A 14,657-nucleotide genomic window follows, 5' to 3' on the forward strand; every position below is an offset into this window, starting at 1 on the left:
ACTGACCGAGCCTGACAGAGACGTCCAGCCGCGACAGCGCTTCAGACGCGGGGCTTCGTACCCCGGTGAAGCGCGACGATGCCGCCGGTGAGGTTCTTGTACTTCACTTCGGTCCAGCCGGCGCCGCGCAGCCATGAGGCCAACTCAGCCTGTGCCGGCCATGCCTGAATCGACTCGTTGAGGTAGTCGTAAGCGTCGGGGTTCGAGCTCGACACCTTCACCAGGAGCGGGGTGATGCGCTGCAGGTAGAAGTCGTAGAGCCCCTTCATCACCGGGTTCGGCGGGGTGGAGAACTCGCAGATCACGATGCGCCCGCCCGGCTTCGTCACCCGGAACATCTCAGCGATCGCCTTCTTCGGTTCGACGACGTTGCGAAGCCCGAACGAGATCGTGGTCGCGTCGAATTCGTTGTCGGAGAACGGGAGATCCGTGGCATCCGCTTCGACGAATTGCATGTTGCGCACGCGACCGTACTTTTCGCGGCCGACCTCGATCATGCCGGGCGAGAAATCGGCAGCGATGACGGTGGCGCCGGACTTTGCGATCGATGCGCTCGACGTGCCGGTGCCTGCGGCGAGGTCGAGGATGCGGTCGCCGGGGTGAGGGTCGATCGCCTTGGTCGTCGCGACCCGCCAGAGCATGTCGTTGCCGACGCTCATGACGGTGTTGGTGCGGTCGTAGTGGGTCGAGACCTGGTCGAACATGGCGGAGACCTGCGACGGCTGTTTGGAGAGATCTGCCTTGTTCATTCCCCCAGTGTACGTCCGGGCTGTGCCCCTCGGCTGAACCGCAGAGAGCGGGCGTACGCTGGACGGGTGACTTCACCCGGCACACTTCCCACCGCTACCGAGCGACTCGTCGTCGAAACCCAACAGGTCGACGACACCCGCTCACTCCTCACACTCGTCGACCCGCAGCGCCCGCTGTTGTGGCTGCGGAAAGGCTGCGGCCTGGCCGGGATTGGCGAGGCCCTCCGTCTCGAATTCTCGGGACCTGACCGCATGCGCGAAGCCGCCGTCGTCTGGCGTGACATCGCCGCAGCGGCGACGGTCGAAGACCCTCTCCGGATGCCGGGGACCGGCCTTGTCGCGTTCGGCACGTTCGCGTTCGACGATTCCTCCGCCCAGACCAGTGTGCTCCTCGTGCCGCAGATCATCCTGGGCCGCCGCGACGGGACCTCGTGGATCACCCGCATCCGGCTGGATGCCACGGCATCGGATGCACCCGACCCGCTCGCGACCGCCTTCGGGCCCACGTATCGGCTCACCCTCACGCCCGGCGCGGAGTCCCCCGCAGGATTCCAGGCGCACGTCGCCGATGCTGTCGATCGCATCCTGGCCGGCGATCTCAGCAAGGTGGTGTTGTCTCGTGATCTCATCGGTCATCTCCCCGCGGACGCTGACCTCCGCCGCATCGTGTCGGATCTCGCCGTCGGCTATCCGGACTGCTGGACCTTCGCCGTCGACGGGCTTCTCGGCTCCAGCCCGGAAACCCTCGTCAGCGTTCAGGACGGCTCGGTGACCGCCCGGGTGCTCGCCGGAACGGCCTCGCGGGGTGCGGATGCCGCCTCCGATCAGGACGCGGCTGTCAACCTCGCGACGAGCGCAAAGGATCAGGACGAGCATCAGTTCGCCGTGCAGAGCGTGCTCGCGTCGCTGCGGCCGCACACCTCCCATGTGCTCACGAGCGAAATCCCGTTCACGCTCAAGCTGCCCAACCTGTGGCACCTCGCCACCGACGTGGAGGGCACGCTCACCGACAACGCCACCTCGCTCGACCTCATCGACGCGTTGCATCCGACGGCTGCCGTTGCCGGGTCGCCGACTCCCGCAGCCGTCGCCCTGATCGCGGAACTCGAACCGTTCGACCGGGGCCGATACGCCGGACCGGTCGGCTGGGTGGGCGCCGACGGCGACGGCGAATGGGCGATCGCGCTCCGCTGCGCCCAGGTCGATCAGGATGGCACGGTCACCGCGTATGCCGGTGGTGGGATCGTCGCCGAGTCCGTTCCGGAGAAGGAACTCGCCGAAACACGGATGAAGTTCCGCCCGATCGTCGACGCTTTCGGCTGAGCCGCCGAACCGCGCCGCCGGTGGGGCACGGCGGGTTCATCCGTCCCGAATGCTCACTTTCGCGCCGGAAACCTGACATTCCGGACCGATGAACCCGTGGCATCCGCACCGGCGCGTTCCGTTGTCACCAACGCACCGTTTTCGGCCCGTCAGCGTGCGTTAGCGACCACCGAACCGCGCCGCCGCCGCCCGGCACCCCTCAGGTCGCGGCGAGCCGCTTCTTCTGTTCCTCGACATCGAAGTCGGCGGCCGGCCACTGCGGATCGATCGCGGTGAGCGCGTCGAGCAGGAGCCGCTGGACGGCGATTCGCGCGTACCACTTCTTGTTCGCGGGAACCACGTGCCACGGAGCCGCCTCACTCGACGTGCGCTCGAAGACCTTCTGATACGCCTCCTGGTACGCGGGCCAGTGCTGACGTTCGTCGATGTCGCCCGGGTTGAACTTCCAGTACTTGTCGGGGCGATCGAGCCGCTCAGCCAGTCTGGCCTTCTGCTCGTCGGAGCTGATGTGCAGCATTACCTTGACCACGCGGATGCCACGGGCCGCGAGCTCCGCCTCGAACTCGACGATCGCGTCGAATCGGCGTTCGATCTCCGTGTCATCGGCAAGAGACCGCACCCGTGCGATCAGGACGTCCTCGTAGTGCGACCGGTCGAACACCCCGATCAGGCCCGGCCCAGGGACCTTCTTCGCGATCCGCCAGAGGAAGTCGTGCGACAGCTCCTCCTCGGTCGGCGACTTGAACGCGGCGAGCGCAACGCCCTGCGGGTCCACCGAGCCGACGACATGGCGGACGATGCCGCCCTTCCCGGCGGTGTCCATCGCCTGCAGGACGAGGAGGACGGCATCCGTCGCCCCGCCCTTCGACGCCGCGAAGAGACGTTCCTGCACCTCGCCGAGGGCCTCAGCAGCGCGCACCAGTTCTGCCTTGCCCTCCGCTTTGCCTCCCTCGAATCCCGGGGTCGAATCCGGGTCGAGGGCGGCGAGCACGAAGCCGGGATCGGCTCGGAGGGTGGTCAGCGGTTCGGTGGTCCAGGCGGATGGGGGCTTCGACGATGAGCTCATCTGCACAGTGTGGTCGCGATACGACCGCTCCTCAAGAGCTTGCGCATCGGCGACGGGCGGTCAGCGGGCGAGTGGAACCTCGATGAGCACCCCGGATGCCACGGGCGCGGTGAGCGCCTGATCCAGCTCTCCACGGGTTGTCGCCTTCACGTACGTCCAGCCGTACGCTGCGGCAAGGGCGGCGAGATCCACCCGCTGCGGGGTGTAGAGCACCCGGTCGAAATCGGCGCCCTCGGTGGACTCGGCAACCTCGAGGCCGTCGAAGATCGTGCCTCCACCGTCGTTGCCGACGATGACCTGGATCCGCGGGACCGCCTCCCCCATTCCGCCGAGCAGCGCTCCGATGTCGTGGAGGAGGGTGAGGTCGCCGAGCAGCACGCGCGTGATCCCTGCCCCGTCGACCTGGCTCGCCAGGGCGATGCCGAGCGCTGTCGACACCGTGCCGTCGATGCCGGCGAGGCCGCGGTTCGAGTGCACCCGGATTTTCTTGCCCGGCACAGCCTCGTCGACGTCACGGATGAGCCGGGACGCACCGAGCACTAGCCGGTCGTGCGGCCAGGTGGCACCCCACACCGCGAGGGCGAGCATCCGGCGGTCGACGCGGGCGCGGATCGCCTGGAACTCCCCCTTGACGTAGCCCAGCCGGGTCGCGGGGTCGTGTGAGGACGCCGCTTCGAGATCGGGGGCGACATCCTGCGATTTCTCGTCGGAGATCCGCCGAGACTCCTGCACCCACGAGCTGATCCAGGACCGATCCACGCTGCCGTCGACGACGTTCACCGCGCCGACGATGTGGCGTGCACGCCGTCCGGGGTTGTAGACCTCGTCGCCGGCGGGCGCGACGACGATGACTTCGACGCCGTCGCGGGCGAGCAGCGCTGGAACCTGGCGACTGAGCGTCGGGTGACCGAACACGACGGCACGCTCTACCCGGCCGCCGAACTCCGGGTCGGTGAGCAATTCGCGGTACGCGACCACGAGGTTCCGTCCGAAACGGGCACCGCTCGAGACTTCGGCGAGCAGCGGCCAGCCACCCGCGTGTGCGAGCGATTCGGCGGCCGGTCCTGCTCCGTGCCCGGCGATCACGACGGTCCGTTTGCCTCGCTCGAGCAGCATGCCAGGCCGGGTGATGCGGGCACGACCCGCTTCCGGCCGCGCGCCGGGTTCGACCGGGTCCAGCGCGGCGAGCGGCGTGGAGAGCGGTTCGCGCATCGAGAGGTTGAGGTGGACCGGACCCGGTCCTGCTGGACCGATCCCGATTGCGGCGTCGATCGCCGCGTGCGCGAGCTCACGAGCGGATGCCGCATCGTCGCCGGTTCCCATCGGCGCGGGAACGTCGCGCGTGAGTCTCGTCGCCACCCCGAAGATCCCGGACTGATGAGTGGTCTGGTTGGAACGGATGCCGCGAAGCTCATCCGGGCGATCAGCGGTGAGCAGAAGCAGTGGCACGCCGGAATGGTGGGCTTCGAGCGCTGCCGGGTGCAGGTTCGCGACCGCGGTTCCGCTCGTCACGATGACCGCTGCGGGAACGCCGCTTTCGACGGCGAGTCCGAGCGCCAGGAAACCGGCGACGCGCTCATCGATCCGCACGTGCAACCGGAGGGACCCTGCGCGTTCGAGTGCAGCTGCTCCGAGGGCGAGCGCTTGCGATCGCGACCCGGGGCAGACGACGACGTCCTGGACCCCGAGGCGCACGAACTCCTCGAGGAGCGCTACCGAAAAGGTGGTTGCCGGACCGGCGTCAGGCATCCGTTCTGCCCGTGTCGTCGGGCGAGTGCCCGGCCGAGCCGTCAGGGTTGTCGTCTGGGGTGGGAGTCGCCTTGCCGGTCACGTCAGGATCCGGTGCGTCTGAATCGAGCGCCGCGAGTTCTTCTTCAAGACGGCGAATGCGTTCGTCCTGGTCGTGGTCACGACCGAGAGTTCCGATGAAGGCGGGATCGTCGTCTGGAGCGAGGCGTGGCTTGGCAACCTGGTCCGCTCGTGCGCGACCGATTGCGAACCACAGGATGACGCCGAGAACCGGGAGGAGAAGGATGATGAGGATCCATGCCGGCTTCTTCAATCCGCGAACCCGGTTCGCGGGAATCAGGGCGCAATCGATCACCGAATAGATCGTCGCAACAACGAGACCGACTATCAGAATGATCCACCAACGCATGTGCCCATCGTAGCTCGGAGTTCTGGGAACTTGCCCCTCGTTGACCAAGGAGTACCGGGCTCTCTCCCAGCGCGCATGCCTACACTGGAGACGTGAAACGCATCCCTCCCGTCGTGTACTACACCGTGCTCCGCCTGCTCACGTTTGCGGTTCCGCTGACCCTGCTTCTCCTGGTCGGAATCGAGCCGTGGATCGCAACGGTGATCGCGGCCCTCATCGGCCTCAGCGTTTCGTACATCTTCCTGCGCGGCCCGCGCGAGGCGGTCGCGCGCGACCTCTACAACGCCCGCCACGGGTCGAAGGAGACGCACACGGACGCGGCCGCAGAGGATTCCGTGACGGATGGCGCGACGGATGCCGCCGCATCCGGAAACACCGCCGGCGGGCGCTGACCTACTTCCAGAAGGCCCAGAGCAGCGCGACTCCGAAGAGGAGCTGGACGAGGCCAGACAGCTTGAGCGCGAGGACGAACTCTCTCGCGGTGCGGGCGGTCGCGACGATGAGCGCGGCGGGAAGCGCTGCGAGCAGGCCGAAGAGGGCGAACCACGCGATCGGATAGAAGACCGCGAGCCAGACCGCGATGCCGAACGGTGCGAGCAGGCACACGATGTAGAACACCTTGCTCGGCGTCGGGCCGAGCAGAACCGTGAGGGTCCTCTTGCCGGCGGCCTTGTCCTGCGCGATGTCGCGGATGTTGTTGACCACGAGCGTCGCAACCGAGATGAGGCCGACACCGATCGCACCGAGCCAGGCTTCCTGGTTGAGCGTGAAGGACTGGACGAACGCCGTGCCGAGAGTGGCGACGAGCCCGAAAAACACGAACACGAACACTTCACCGAGGGCGTTGTAGCCGTACGGTCGCCGGCCACCGGTGTAGAACCACGCCGCGAGGATCGCGACGGCGCCGACGGCGAGGAGCCACCACTGGGCGGTGATGATCGTGAGGATCAGGCCCGCAACGGCGGCAATGCCGAAGAAGGACAGGGCGACGATGAGCACCGTTTTCGGGCGGGCCTTGCCGCTGCCGACGAGCCGGAACGGGCCGACGCGGTGCTCGTCTGTGCCACGGATGCCATCGGAATAGTCGTTCGCGTAGTTCACGCCGATCTGCAGGCTGACCGCGATGACGAGGCAGAGCAGCGCGCGCACCCAGTGGAACTCGCCCGGGTCGTTGGCGACAGCCGCCGCGCCGGTTCCCACGAGAACCGGCGAGATCGACATCGAGAGCGTGAAGACGCGGGCCCCTGCGATCCAGTCACCGAACGTCGCTGGACGCACCTGTTCGTAACGCTTCGCCGCGGGGTTTCCGCTTCTCCCGCGGCCCTTCGGTCGTGCGCCGCTCGGCGACTGTGGGGGCGTGAGTCTTTGCTGCTTAGCTGCCACCGGGCAACCTCCCTCTGTTCCGCGAGAAGCTTACCTTCGCTGGCGGGAGCGGCTGTTCTCTCAGAGCAAACAGAACTGGACTGGACAATTTCGTCGTGATTTCTTACCATTTTTTCAGAAGTTGAGTCACATCGGCTCAACTCCATAAACCCCAACACAGAAGCCACGAACAGAGAGGACACATCACATGGCACTGAACTTCGACCCGTTCCGCGAACTCGACCGTATGACAGACACTCTGCTCGGAGCACGTCAGGGTCCGCGCGTGATGCCGATGGACCTGTACCGCGAAGGCGACCACTACGTTCTCGCGGCAGATCTTCCCGGCATCGACCCGGGGTCCGTCGACATCGACGTGGATGGGCAGCTCCTGACGATCCGCGCGGAGCGCACCCTCGGGGCAGCTGAGGGAGCCAAGTGGATCGCCCGTGAGCGCCAGGCCGGTTCCTTCCTCCGTCAGCTGAACCTCGGCCAGGGAATCGACGTCGAGAAGATTGCCGCGAACTACACGAACGGCGTTCTCAGCGTCACGATCCCGGTCAGCGAGCGAGCGAAACCGCGCAAGATCGAGGTCGCGTCAGGCAACGAGCAGGAGAGCCTCACCGTGAAGGAAGGGCAAAAGTCCGTCGACGCCTGATTCGCGTATACGGAAGACGGCCGGGGCGCTTGCCCCGGCCGTCTTCGTATGCCCTCGGCTTAAATTTCACACGGAGTCCAGCGCGGAATCTTCGCCGTCGCCCGTCAGCTGAACCGCGACGATCGCCACGATCGCGAGGCGATCCGGCTTGCCAGACGGCAGGAGCGGGAGCTCATCGAGCCGGATGATGTGCGCCGGACGTGCCGGTTTCCCGAGGGACGCGGCGACAGCATCCGCTATCTCGGTCAGAGACGCATACCGCGCGCTCGTCACGACGACGGGCACCTGCCCCCACTCCGGGTGCTGAGTGCCGACGACAACGGACTCCGTCAGGTCGGGCAGGCCGCGGACCACACGCTCGACCCGGTCCAGCGAGACGTTGACGCCTCCGGAAATGATGACGTTGTCGGCGCGGCCGTGCACGCGCAGTACGCCGTTGTCGAACTCGCCGAGATCGCCCGTGCGATACCAGCGCAGCCCGTCGGCGACGGTGAACGTGCGAGCGGTGAGTTCATCGTCACCGAGGTACCCCTCGGCGAGCATCGGGCCGGCGAGTTCGATCTGCCCCTCGACGATTCGCACGTGGACGCCGGGCAGCGGAATTCCGTTGTAGACGCATCCGCCCGACGTTTCGCTCGACCCGTACGTGCGGAAGACGGGGAGTCCGAGCTGCTCGGTTCGCTGCAGCAGTTGCGGCGGTGTGGCCTGGCCACCGACGAGGATGCCGTCGAAGCGGCGCAGCGCCATCACGCCGGCCCTCGACTCGAGCAGCCGGGCCAGTTGGAGCGGCACGAGCGACGTGTAGTGCTGCTCACCGCTGAGGGAGCGGGATGCCTCGGCGAAGACGGCAGGATCGAACCGGCCGGGCGGAAGGACGACGGGAACCGTGCCTGCAGCGATCGACCGGGTGAGTACTTGAAGCCCGGCAACGTAGTGGGCGGGTAGGGCGAGCAGCCACTGACCCTGCCCCTCGAGGGCCGTCGCACTCGCGGACGCGCTCGCGAGAAGCGCGTCACAACTGAGAGCGACCCGCTTCGGGATGCCGGTGGAACCGGAGGTCTCGAGAACGACACAGACGGGCTGCGCGACGGTTTCCCCAGCACCGGCGACCTCTGGGATGCTGTCCGACTCGCTGTCGACGGGAGTGATCGCCGGCCCCGAACGGTCGAGCGCCCGGCGCAGCTCCACCATGAGATCGAGGGGCCTGGTCGCCGGCACCCGAACGAGCATCCGCGTCATGAACTCAGTGTAGGCACGGCCGGCTTTCCTGCCGTGCCCCCCAACCGCCGAGATCGCGCGTTCGAGAGACGCAAACTGCTCTCAAACCGACGCGTGAGGGCAGTGTGCGTCCCGCGAAGGCGTTCGGCTCAGAACTGCCACGGGTACGGCGACCAGTCGGGCTCCCGTTTCTCCAGGAACGAGTCCCGACCTTCGACGGCCTCATCGGTTCCGTATGCCAGTCGGGTGGCCTCGCCGGCGAAGACCTGCTGGCCCATGAGCCCGTCGTCGACGGCATTGAAGGCGTACTTCAGCATCCGGATGGCCGTCGGGGACTTGGTGAGGATGGTGCGGGCCCAGTCCAGTGCCGTCGACTCGAGTTCGGCATGCGGGACGACGGCGTTGACGGCGCCCATCTCGTATGCGCGCCTGGCGGAGTATTCCTCGGCAAGGAAGAAGACCTCACGGGCGAATTTCTGCCCGATCTGGCGGGCAAAGTACGCGCTGCCGTAACCGGCGTCGAAGGAGCCGACGTCGGCATCCGTCTGTTTGAATCTGCCGTGTTCCTCGCTCGCGATCGTGAGGTCGCAGACCACGTGCAGGGAGTGGCCGCCGCCAGCCGCCCAGCCAGGGACGACCGCGATGACGACCTTGGGCATGAAGCGAATGAGTCGCTGTACCTCGAGGATGTGGAGACGTCCGCTCCGAGCGGTGTCGACGCCCGAAGCCGAGTCGCTTTCGGAGTACTGGTACCCGTCGCGTCCGCGGATGCGCTGGTCGCCGCCGGAGCAGAACGCCCAGCCGCCGTCCTTCGGGCTTGGGCCGTTGCCGGTGAGCAGCACGACACCGATCCGCTGGTTCGTACGGGCGTCCTCGAGGGCGCGGTAAAGCTCGTCGACGGTGTGCGGGCGGAACGCGTTGCGGACCTCGGGCCGGTTGAAGGCAACCCGCGCGATCCTCCCCGTGAGGTCGTGGTGGTACGTGATGTCGGTCAGCGCGCCGAAACCGGCGACCTCTGCCCACTGGCTTTCGTCGAAAATCTCAGACACCGTCATGAATCCAGCCTAGAGCGCCGTGCGCACCCGTCCGCTCCTGGTTGTTGTTGTCCGCTCAACAGGCGAATGCGCACGGATGGAGCGGCCGACAGGCGTAAACGCGGCGTTTCGCCGGTCGTCACCTGTTGAGCGAGCACGACACGGCAGAATGGGATCATGCCTGAGACACCGTCGTTCGCCCGGCCCCTGCCGGACCTCGCTGAGCTGATCGCGTCGGCACGAGTCGTGACGTTGCCGCTCGCGACGCGGTTCCGCGGTATCGACGAACGCGAGGCGCTCCTCCTCGAGGGCGAGAACGGCTGGGCCGAGTTCTCCCCGTTCCTCGAGTACGACGACGCCGAAAGTGCGACCTGGTTGCGGGCTGCTGTCGAGTTCGCGTGGGGTGAGGTTCCTGCGGTGCTCCGCAGGAGCATCCCGGTCAATGCGACGGTTCCTGCCGTGCACGTGGACCGGGTCGCCGGCATCCTCAAGAGATTCGACGGATGCCGTACGGCCAAGATCAAGGTCGCGGAACGCGGGCAGACCCTCGTCGAGGACATCTCACGGGTCCGGCGTGTTCGAGATCTGATGGGCCCTGAAGGCCGGATCCGCGTCGACGCCAACGGCGGCTGGAACGTGGACGAGGCCGAGCACGCCATCCACGCCCTCGCCGAGTTCGACCTCGAGTACGTCGAGCAGCCGTGCGAGACCGTGCCCGAGCTCGTGGAGATCCGGCGCAGGACCAAGTACATGGGCGTTCCCATCGCCGCGGACGAGAGCGTCCGCAAGGAGGACGACCCGATCGCGGTCGCGCGGAGCGGGGCGGCAGACATCCTCGTGCTCAAGGCTCAGCCGCTCGGGGGCATCCGTCGAGCGCTCGACGTGATCGCCGAGGCCGGGCTTCCCGCCGTCGTGTCGAGTGCGCTCGACACCTCCGTCGGCCTGTCGATGGGGGCGTGGCTCGCTGCCGCCGTCCCCGAGCTCGACTACGACTGCGGGCTGGGCACCGCGTCACTCCTGTCGGCGGATGTCACGGACGATCCGCTGCACGCGGTGAACGGGTCGATCGATGTGCGGCGGGTCATCCCGTCGCCGCGCCTGCTGGACGGCTACGCGGCATCCGCTGAGCGTCGCGACTGGTGGCTGGACCGCCTGAAGCGCTGCTACGCGCTCCTCTGATCGCGAGTTGCCCACTTTCGTGGGTGCGGAGCGCCGTGCACCCGCGAAACCGGGCAAATCGCGGACCTGGGAGGGCTAGAGGCCCGAGTACGCGTGCAGGCCCTTGAAGAAGAGGTTCACGACCGAGAAGTTGAACATCACCGCGGCGAATCCGATGATCGCGAGCCAGGCGGACCGTGAGCCACGCCAGCCGCGAGTGGCCCGCGCGTGGATGTACCCGGCGTAGATCACCCAGATGATGAAGGTCCACACCTCTTTGGTGTCCCAGCCCCAATACCGGCCCCACGCGCGCTCGGCCCAGATCGCACCGGCGATGAGGGTGAACGTCCACAGGATGAAGCCGACGATGTTGGTGCGGTAGGCAAGGTTCTCGAGCCGCTGCGCCGTCGGCAGCGTGGCGAGGAACTTGAGTTTGAGCGTCTTCAGGTCGGCCCCGCCACTCTGGCGACGGTGCTGAACGAGCTGGAGAACGGACAGCGCGAAACCGAGGGCGAAGAACGCGGTCGCTGCAGACGCGACGAACACGTGGATGATCAGCCAGGCAGACTGCAACGCCGGCGGAAGCGGCACGACCTCGACGTAGAAGTTGACGGCGGCGATCCCGAGCAGAACAAGAACGAGCCCGGTGATGAACGTACCGAGAAAGCGCAGGTCGATCCGCAGGAGCACCACGAGGTACACGGCTGTGATGAGGACTGTTCCGGTCAGGCCGAACTCGTACATGTTCGCCCACGGCACCCGCTCGGCGGCGACGCCGCGGGTGATCACGGAGGTCAGGTGCAACAGGAAAGCAAGCACCGTCAGCGCGAGCGCGACCCGCAGAACGGGCGAGCGCCGGGCTTCGACCTGCGGGGCGTCGACGTCTGGCCTGGTGAGCGTGGCGACGGATGAATCGCCGGTTCGCGCGGCGACGGCCCCGGCAGCAGCTGACGCAGCGTTCCCGGATGCCATCCCGTCCGCCACGGCCGTGACGTCGGCTGAGCGACGGGCGAGGTCGAGCGAGAACGCGATGAAGGCGAGCGCGTACATCGCCATTGCCGACCAGAGGGAGAGCACTGACAGTTGGTTGAGATCCACGATCTAAGGGTACCTCTCGGTTGTGCGGCGAGATTCTGCGGATGCCGCCAGCGAACGACGGCGGCGGCGGATGAGCGCGTCGATCGCGCGCCAGCCCACGAACAGCAGGCCGAGTACCAGCGTTGCGACGATGATGAACGGCACGGCGGTGCCCTGACCGGATGCCGCGCGAAGCAGCATCCCGCCGGTTACGGTCACGACCCAGATCCAGACCCCCTGGCCGACGCTCACCGGACGGCGAAGCACCGCGACGACGAGCCAGGCGGCGGTGAGCGCTGCAGCGAACGGCCACCAGGCGATGAGCAGCCCGAGGATGCCGGGGGTCTCCTGGTGGGTTGCCCTGCCGACGATCACGAACAGCAGGGTGGCCGCAAGGTCGAAGCCGAACGCGCGTGCGCTGTAGCCCAACGAGGTACTCATCGGGGCAGGCCGAGAGCTGTCCCGTGCCGGTAGGCGAGGGCATCCACGGCTTCACCGAGTCCGGGGTCTTCACCACGGGCGAGCCCGGCGTATTCGACCCGGACCGTGCCGTCGGCATTGTCTGTCGCCTTGATCCACACCCGGCGGCGGGGAACGAACAGTGAGGTCAGCAGTCCACCGAGGATGAGGATGGCGAAGGTGAGCACCCAGCCCTGGGTCGGGTCGCGGTGTACGTCGAACGAAGCAAAGCGCGCGACGGAACCCGCGAAGTCGGCGGTCGTGACGGCATCCTCAGCGGGCGCCGCGGCATCCGGATTCGCGTTCTCGAAGGTGATCGTGCCGCGGCCACCGGGAAGATCCTGGCTCTGTCCCGGCATGAGCTCGATCGAGTCGACGCCGGTCTTGCCTCCGGTGAGCTGTGTCATGTCGTCGATGTCGAGCGAGTACACCGACTTTGGCGCACCGTCGTTGATACCGAGGTCGCCGGAGTACACGTTGAGGGTGAGGACGGGGAAGACGAGGTCGGGATACGTGGAGGTGTACGCACCGGTCTCGAGTTCGTAAGCGGTCGGGTACAGGAACCCGATCATGCCGAGCTGTTCCTCGAGGCCGTCTGGAACCTTGATCACTCCGAGCGAGGTGAGGTTGCCGTCCTGGGGAAGGAAGGGCACCGAGTCCGTCCACACGATGGTGCCATCCGGGTCCCGCACGGTGATTTTGGGGGCGTACCCGTTGCCGAGCAGGTAGACGTCCGTCCCCTCGAAGCGGAGCGGATCGTTGACCTTGACGGCGCGTTCCTCGGTGTCGCCGTTCGGCAGCCGGGTGGTGACGTTCGCCGTGAAGTCGATCGGCTGGCCGTACGCGTCGAGGTTCTCCTTCTCGTACGTCACATCGAACTTGTCGAGGGTGAGCGCGTACGGAGCGAGGTCGTCTGGGTTGTAGAAACGGCCGGGGTTGAACGAGTTGTAGTCGAGAAGGGTGTTGACGAAGGTCTGGCCCTCGACCACGACGCGTTGCCCGGCGTACCCGAGCCCGCCACCGACCGCGACGGTGACGAGCATCCCGACGAGGGCGGAGTGGAAGACGAGGTTGCCGGTCTCGCGCAGGTAGCCGCGTTCGGCCGAGACGGACACGTCACCGTTCTTGCCCTGGTACAGCTCGGTCCGGTAACCCGACTTCTTGAGCAGGGTGTGCGCGGATTCGATCGCCGCTCCGGCATCGCCGCCTTCAAGGGTGACATCGGTGTGCGCCGCCAGTCGCTCCAGTCGTGCCGGCGTGCGCGGCGGCTTCGAACGCATCGCCTGGAAGTGGTGCTTCGTTCGCGGGACGACACAGCCGATGAGAGACACGAACAACAGCAGGTAGATGCTCGAGAACCAGACGGAACCGTACACGTCGAACATCTGGATGTTGTCGAGGATCGGCGCGAGGTCGGGGTTGTCTGTGAAGTACTGGATGACACCGTTGGGGTCCGAGCTGCGTTGCGGAACAAGCGAACCGGGAACAGCGGCGATCGCGAGCAGCAGGAGCAGCAGCAGCGCCGTGCGCATGCTCGTCAGCTGCCGCCAGATGAAGCGAAGGGTGCCGACGAAGCCCAGCTTGGGCTGCATGATGTCGTTCGATGGACCGTCGGCGCGCTGGGGAGCGCCCGCGTCAACGTAATCAGATGGTCGTGACATAACCGTCTATCAATACTCCGACTCGTGACATGAGGACTCCCCACAGGCCGGACACCATGAGCACACCGATGAGGATGAGCAGGATGCCGCCTGCGACGTTGATCGCGCGGATATGCCGTTTCAGGAATGCAACCGATCCGGTGACCCAGTTGAGTCCTGCGGCGACGAGGAGGAACGGAATCCCGAGGCCGAGGCAGTAGACGAGGCCGAGGAGCGCACCGCGCCCTGTCGACCCCGAGTTGAGGCTGAGCGCCTGGATCGCGATGAGGGTGGGACCGAGGCACGGCGCCCAGCCGATCGCGAAGACGACGCCGAGGAGTGGGGCACCGGCGAGCCCCGTCACCGGACGGAACGAGGACTTCACCGTGCGCTGCAGGAACGAGAACTGGCCGACGAAGACAAGTCCCATCACGATGACGACGACGCCGAGAACGCGAGTGATGACATCCTGCCACTGAACCACGAAGGCGCCGATCGTGCCGGCGAAGGCACCGATGAGAACGAAGACGATGCTGAAGCCGAGCACGAACAGCAGCGCTCCGAGCATCACCCGGGAGCGGGCTGGAGCCTGCTTGGTGCGTGGGCCGTTCGACATGCCGCTGACGTAACCGAGGTAGCCGGGGACGAGGGGCAGAACGCACGGCGACGCGAACGACACCAGACCGGCGAGCAGGGCTATGGGGACGGCCGCGATGAGCTGGCCGTTGAGGACGATCTCACCCGGGTTCATGTCT

At 66.8% G+C, this 14,657-nt stretch carries 15 protein-coding genes; 4 read left to right on the plus strand and 11 right to left on the minus strand.

From position 1 onward, the window contains the following. Window positions 1-41: 41 nt before the first annotated feature. Window positions 42-749 carry a demethylmenaquinone methyltransferase gene (locus tag D9V29_RS12765; RefSeq protein ID WP_121673711.1) on the minus strand — a complete coding sequence of 236 codons (708 nt, stop codon included), beginning with the start codon at window positions 747-749 and terminating at the stop codon, window positions 42-44. Between the two features lie 66 nt (window positions 750-815). Between D9V29_RS12765 and D9V29_RS12770 the strand changes: the two genes are divergently transcribed. Further along, window positions 816-2,072, plus strand: coding sequence for an isochorismate synthase (locus tag D9V29_RS12770; RefSeq protein WP_121673712.1), 1,257 nt, complete (start codon window positions 816-818; stop codon window positions 2,070-2,072). 199 nt (window positions 2,073-2,271) lie between these two features. Here the strand turns inward: D9V29_RS12770 and D9V29_RS12775 are convergent, their stop codons facing one another. From D9V29_RS12775 to D9V29_RS12785, 3 genes are read right to left on the minus strand one after another with little or no spacing between them, the layout of a single operon-like run. Next, window positions 2,272-3,138 carry a PPK2 family polyphosphate kinase gene (locus D9V29_RS12775; protein WP_121673713.1) on the minus strand — a complete coding sequence of 289 codons (867 nt, stop codon included), beginning with the start codon at window positions 3,136-3,138 and terminating at the stop codon, window positions 2,272-2,274. Between the two features lie 60 nt (window positions 3,139-3,198). Further along, on the minus strand, window positions 3,199-4,887 hold the full coding sequence (gene menD / locus D9V29_RS12780) for a 2-succinyl-5-enolpyruvyl-6-hydroxy-3-cyclohexene-1-carboxylic-acid synthase (RefSeq protein WP_121673714.1): 1,689 nt from the start codon (window positions 4,885-4,887) through the stop codon (window positions 3,199-3,201). After that, a complete protein-coding gene (locus D9V29_RS12785; protein WP_121673715.1) occupies window positions 4,880-5,296 on the minus strand; it encodes a PLD nuclease N-terminal domain-containing protein in 417 nt (138 codons plus the stop codon). Before D9V29_RS12785 ends, menD begins: the two co-directional genes overlap by 8 nt. Window positions 5,297-5,388: 92 nt before the next feature. Here D9V29_RS12785 and D9V29_RS12790 point away from each other — a divergent pair, with 92 nt between their 5' ends. After that, a complete protein-coding gene (locus D9V29_RS12790) occupies window positions 5,389-5,688 on the plus strand; it encodes a DUF4229 domain-containing protein (RefSeq protein ID WP_229790562.1) in 300 nt (99 codons plus the stop codon). Between the two features lies 1 nt (window position 5,689). On the opposite strand, the gene D9V29_RS12795 is transcribed toward D9V29_RS12790, so the two are convergent. Further along, window positions 5,690-6,679, minus strand: coding sequence for a 1,4-dihydroxy-2-naphthoate polyprenyltransferase (locus D9V29_RS12795; protein WP_229790563.1), 990 nt, complete (start codon window positions 6,677-6,679; stop codon window positions 5,690-5,692). 187 nt (window positions 6,680-6,866) lie between these two features. Here D9V29_RS12795 and D9V29_RS12800 point away from each other — a divergent pair, with 187 nt between their 5' ends. Beyond that, the gene (locus D9V29_RS12800) at window positions 6,867-7,316 is read left to right on the plus strand and encodes an Hsp20/alpha crystallin family protein (protein ID WP_121673717.1); all 450 of its coding nucleotides are present in this window, start codon (window positions 6,867-6,869) and stop codon (window positions 7,314-7,316) included. A 66-nt stretch (window positions 7,317-7,382) separates the two neighbouring features. Here the strand turns inward: D9V29_RS12800 and D9V29_RS12805 are convergent, their stop codons facing one another. Beyond that, entirely contained in the window at window positions 7,383-8,555 is a 1,173-nt protein-coding gene (locus D9V29_RS12805; RefSeq protein ID WP_220699958.1) for an AMP-binding protein, read from the minus strand. 128 nt (window positions 8,556-8,683) lie between these two features. Further along, window positions 8,684-9,589 (minus strand): 1,4-dihydroxy-2-naphthoyl-CoA synthase, encoded by a 906-nt coding sequence (locus tag D9V29_RS12810; RefSeq protein WP_121673718.1) that lies wholly within the window; start codon window positions 9,587-9,589, stop codon window positions 8,684-8,686. Between the two features lie 156 nt (window positions 9,590-9,745). On the opposite strand from D9V29_RS12810, the gene D9V29_RS12815 reads away from it, so the two are divergent. Next, window positions 9,746-10,747, plus strand: a complete 1,002-nt coding sequence (locus tag D9V29_RS12815) for an o-succinylbenzoate synthase (RefSeq protein WP_121673719.1) — start codon at window positions 9,746-9,748, stop codon at window positions 10,745-10,747. Between the two features lie 75 nt (window positions 10,748-10,822). On the opposite strand, the gene ccsB is transcribed toward D9V29_RS12815, so the two are convergent. From ccsB to D9V29_RS12835, 4 genes are read right to left on the minus strand one after another with little or no spacing between them, the layout of a single operon-like run. Beyond that, window positions 10,823-11,782 carry a c-type cytochrome biogenesis protein CcsB gene (gene ccsB / locus D9V29_RS12820; protein WP_183085015.1) on the minus strand — a complete coding sequence of 320 codons (960 nt, stop codon included), beginning with the start codon at window positions 11,780-11,782 and terminating at the stop codon, window positions 10,823-10,825. A gap of 45 nt (window positions 11,783-11,827) precedes the next feature. Further along, the gene (locus D9V29_RS12825; protein WP_121673721.1) at window positions 11,828-12,244 is read right to left on the minus strand and encodes a DUF3054 domain-containing protein; all 417 of its coding nucleotides are present in this window, start codon (window positions 12,242-12,244) and stop codon (window positions 11,828-11,830) included. Further along, a complete protein-coding gene (gene resB / locus D9V29_RS12830) occupies window positions 12,241-13,923 on the minus strand; it encodes a cytochrome c biogenesis protein ResB (RefSeq protein WP_121673722.1) in 1,683 nt (560 codons plus the stop codon). Before resB ends, D9V29_RS12825 begins: the two co-directional genes overlap by 4 nt. Continuing rightward, window positions 13,907-14,653, minus strand: coding sequence for a cytochrome c biogenesis CcdA family protein (locus tag D9V29_RS12835; RefSeq protein WP_121673723.1), 747 nt, complete (start codon window positions 14,651-14,653; stop codon window positions 13,907-13,909). Before D9V29_RS12835 ends, resB begins: the two co-directional genes overlap by 17 nt. Window positions 14,654-14,657 lie beyond the last annotated feature (4 nt).

Source organism: Mycetocola manganoxydans (genome assembly GCF_003667545.1).
In the GTDB taxonomy this organism is placed as follows: domain Bacteria; phylum Actinomycetota; class Actinomycetes; order Actinomycetales; family Microbacteriaceae; genus Mycetocola_A; species Mycetocola_A manganoxydans.

Coding starts and splice junctions, on each gene's coding strand:
- D9V29_RS12765 (WP_121673711.1), bottom strand. CDS start 749: ATGAACAAGGCAGATCTCTCCAAACAGCCGTCGCAGGTCTCCGCCATG.
- D9V29_RS12775 (WP_121673713.1), bottom strand. CDS start 3,138: ATGAGCTCATCGTCGAAGCCCCCATCCGCCTGGACCACCGAACCGCTG.
- menD (WP_121673714.1), bottom strand. CDS start 4,887: ATGCCTGACGCCGGTCCGGCAACCACCTTTTCGGTAGCGCTCCTCGAG.
- D9V29_RS12785 (WP_121673715.1), bottom strand. CDS start 5,296: ATGCGTTGGTGGATCATTCTGATAGTCGGTCTCGTTGTTGCGACGATC.
- D9V29_RS12800 (WP_121673717.1), top strand. CDS start 6,867: ATGGCACTGAACTTCGACCCGTTCCGCGAACTCGACCGTATGACAGAC.
- D9V29_RS12805 (WP_220699958.1), bottom strand. CDS start 8,555: ATGACGCGGATGCTCGTTCGGGTGCCGGCGACCAGGCCCCTCGATCTC.
- D9V29_RS12810 (WP_121673718.1), bottom strand. CDS start 9,589: ATGACGGTGTCTGAGATTTTCGACGAAAGCCAGTGGGCAGAGGTCGCC.
- D9V29_RS12815 (WP_121673719.1), top strand. CDS start 9,746: ATGCCTGAGACACCGTCGTTCGCCCGGCCCCTGCCGGACCTCGCTGAG.
- ccsB (WP_183085015.1), bottom strand. CDS start 11,782: ATGGCGATGTACGCGCTCGCCTTCATCGCGTTCTCGCTCGACCTCGCC.
- D9V29_RS12825 (WP_121673721.1), bottom strand. CDS start 12,244: ATGAGTACCTCGTTGGGCTACAGCGCACGCGCGTTCGGCTTCGACCTT.
- resB (WP_121673722.1), bottom strand. CDS start 13,923: ATGTCACGACCATCTGATTACGTTGACGCGGGCGCTCCCCAGCGCGCC.
- D9V29_RS12835 (WP_121673723.1), bottom strand. CDS start 14,653: ATGAACCCGGGTGAGATCGTCCTCAACGGCCAGCTCATCGCGGCCGTC.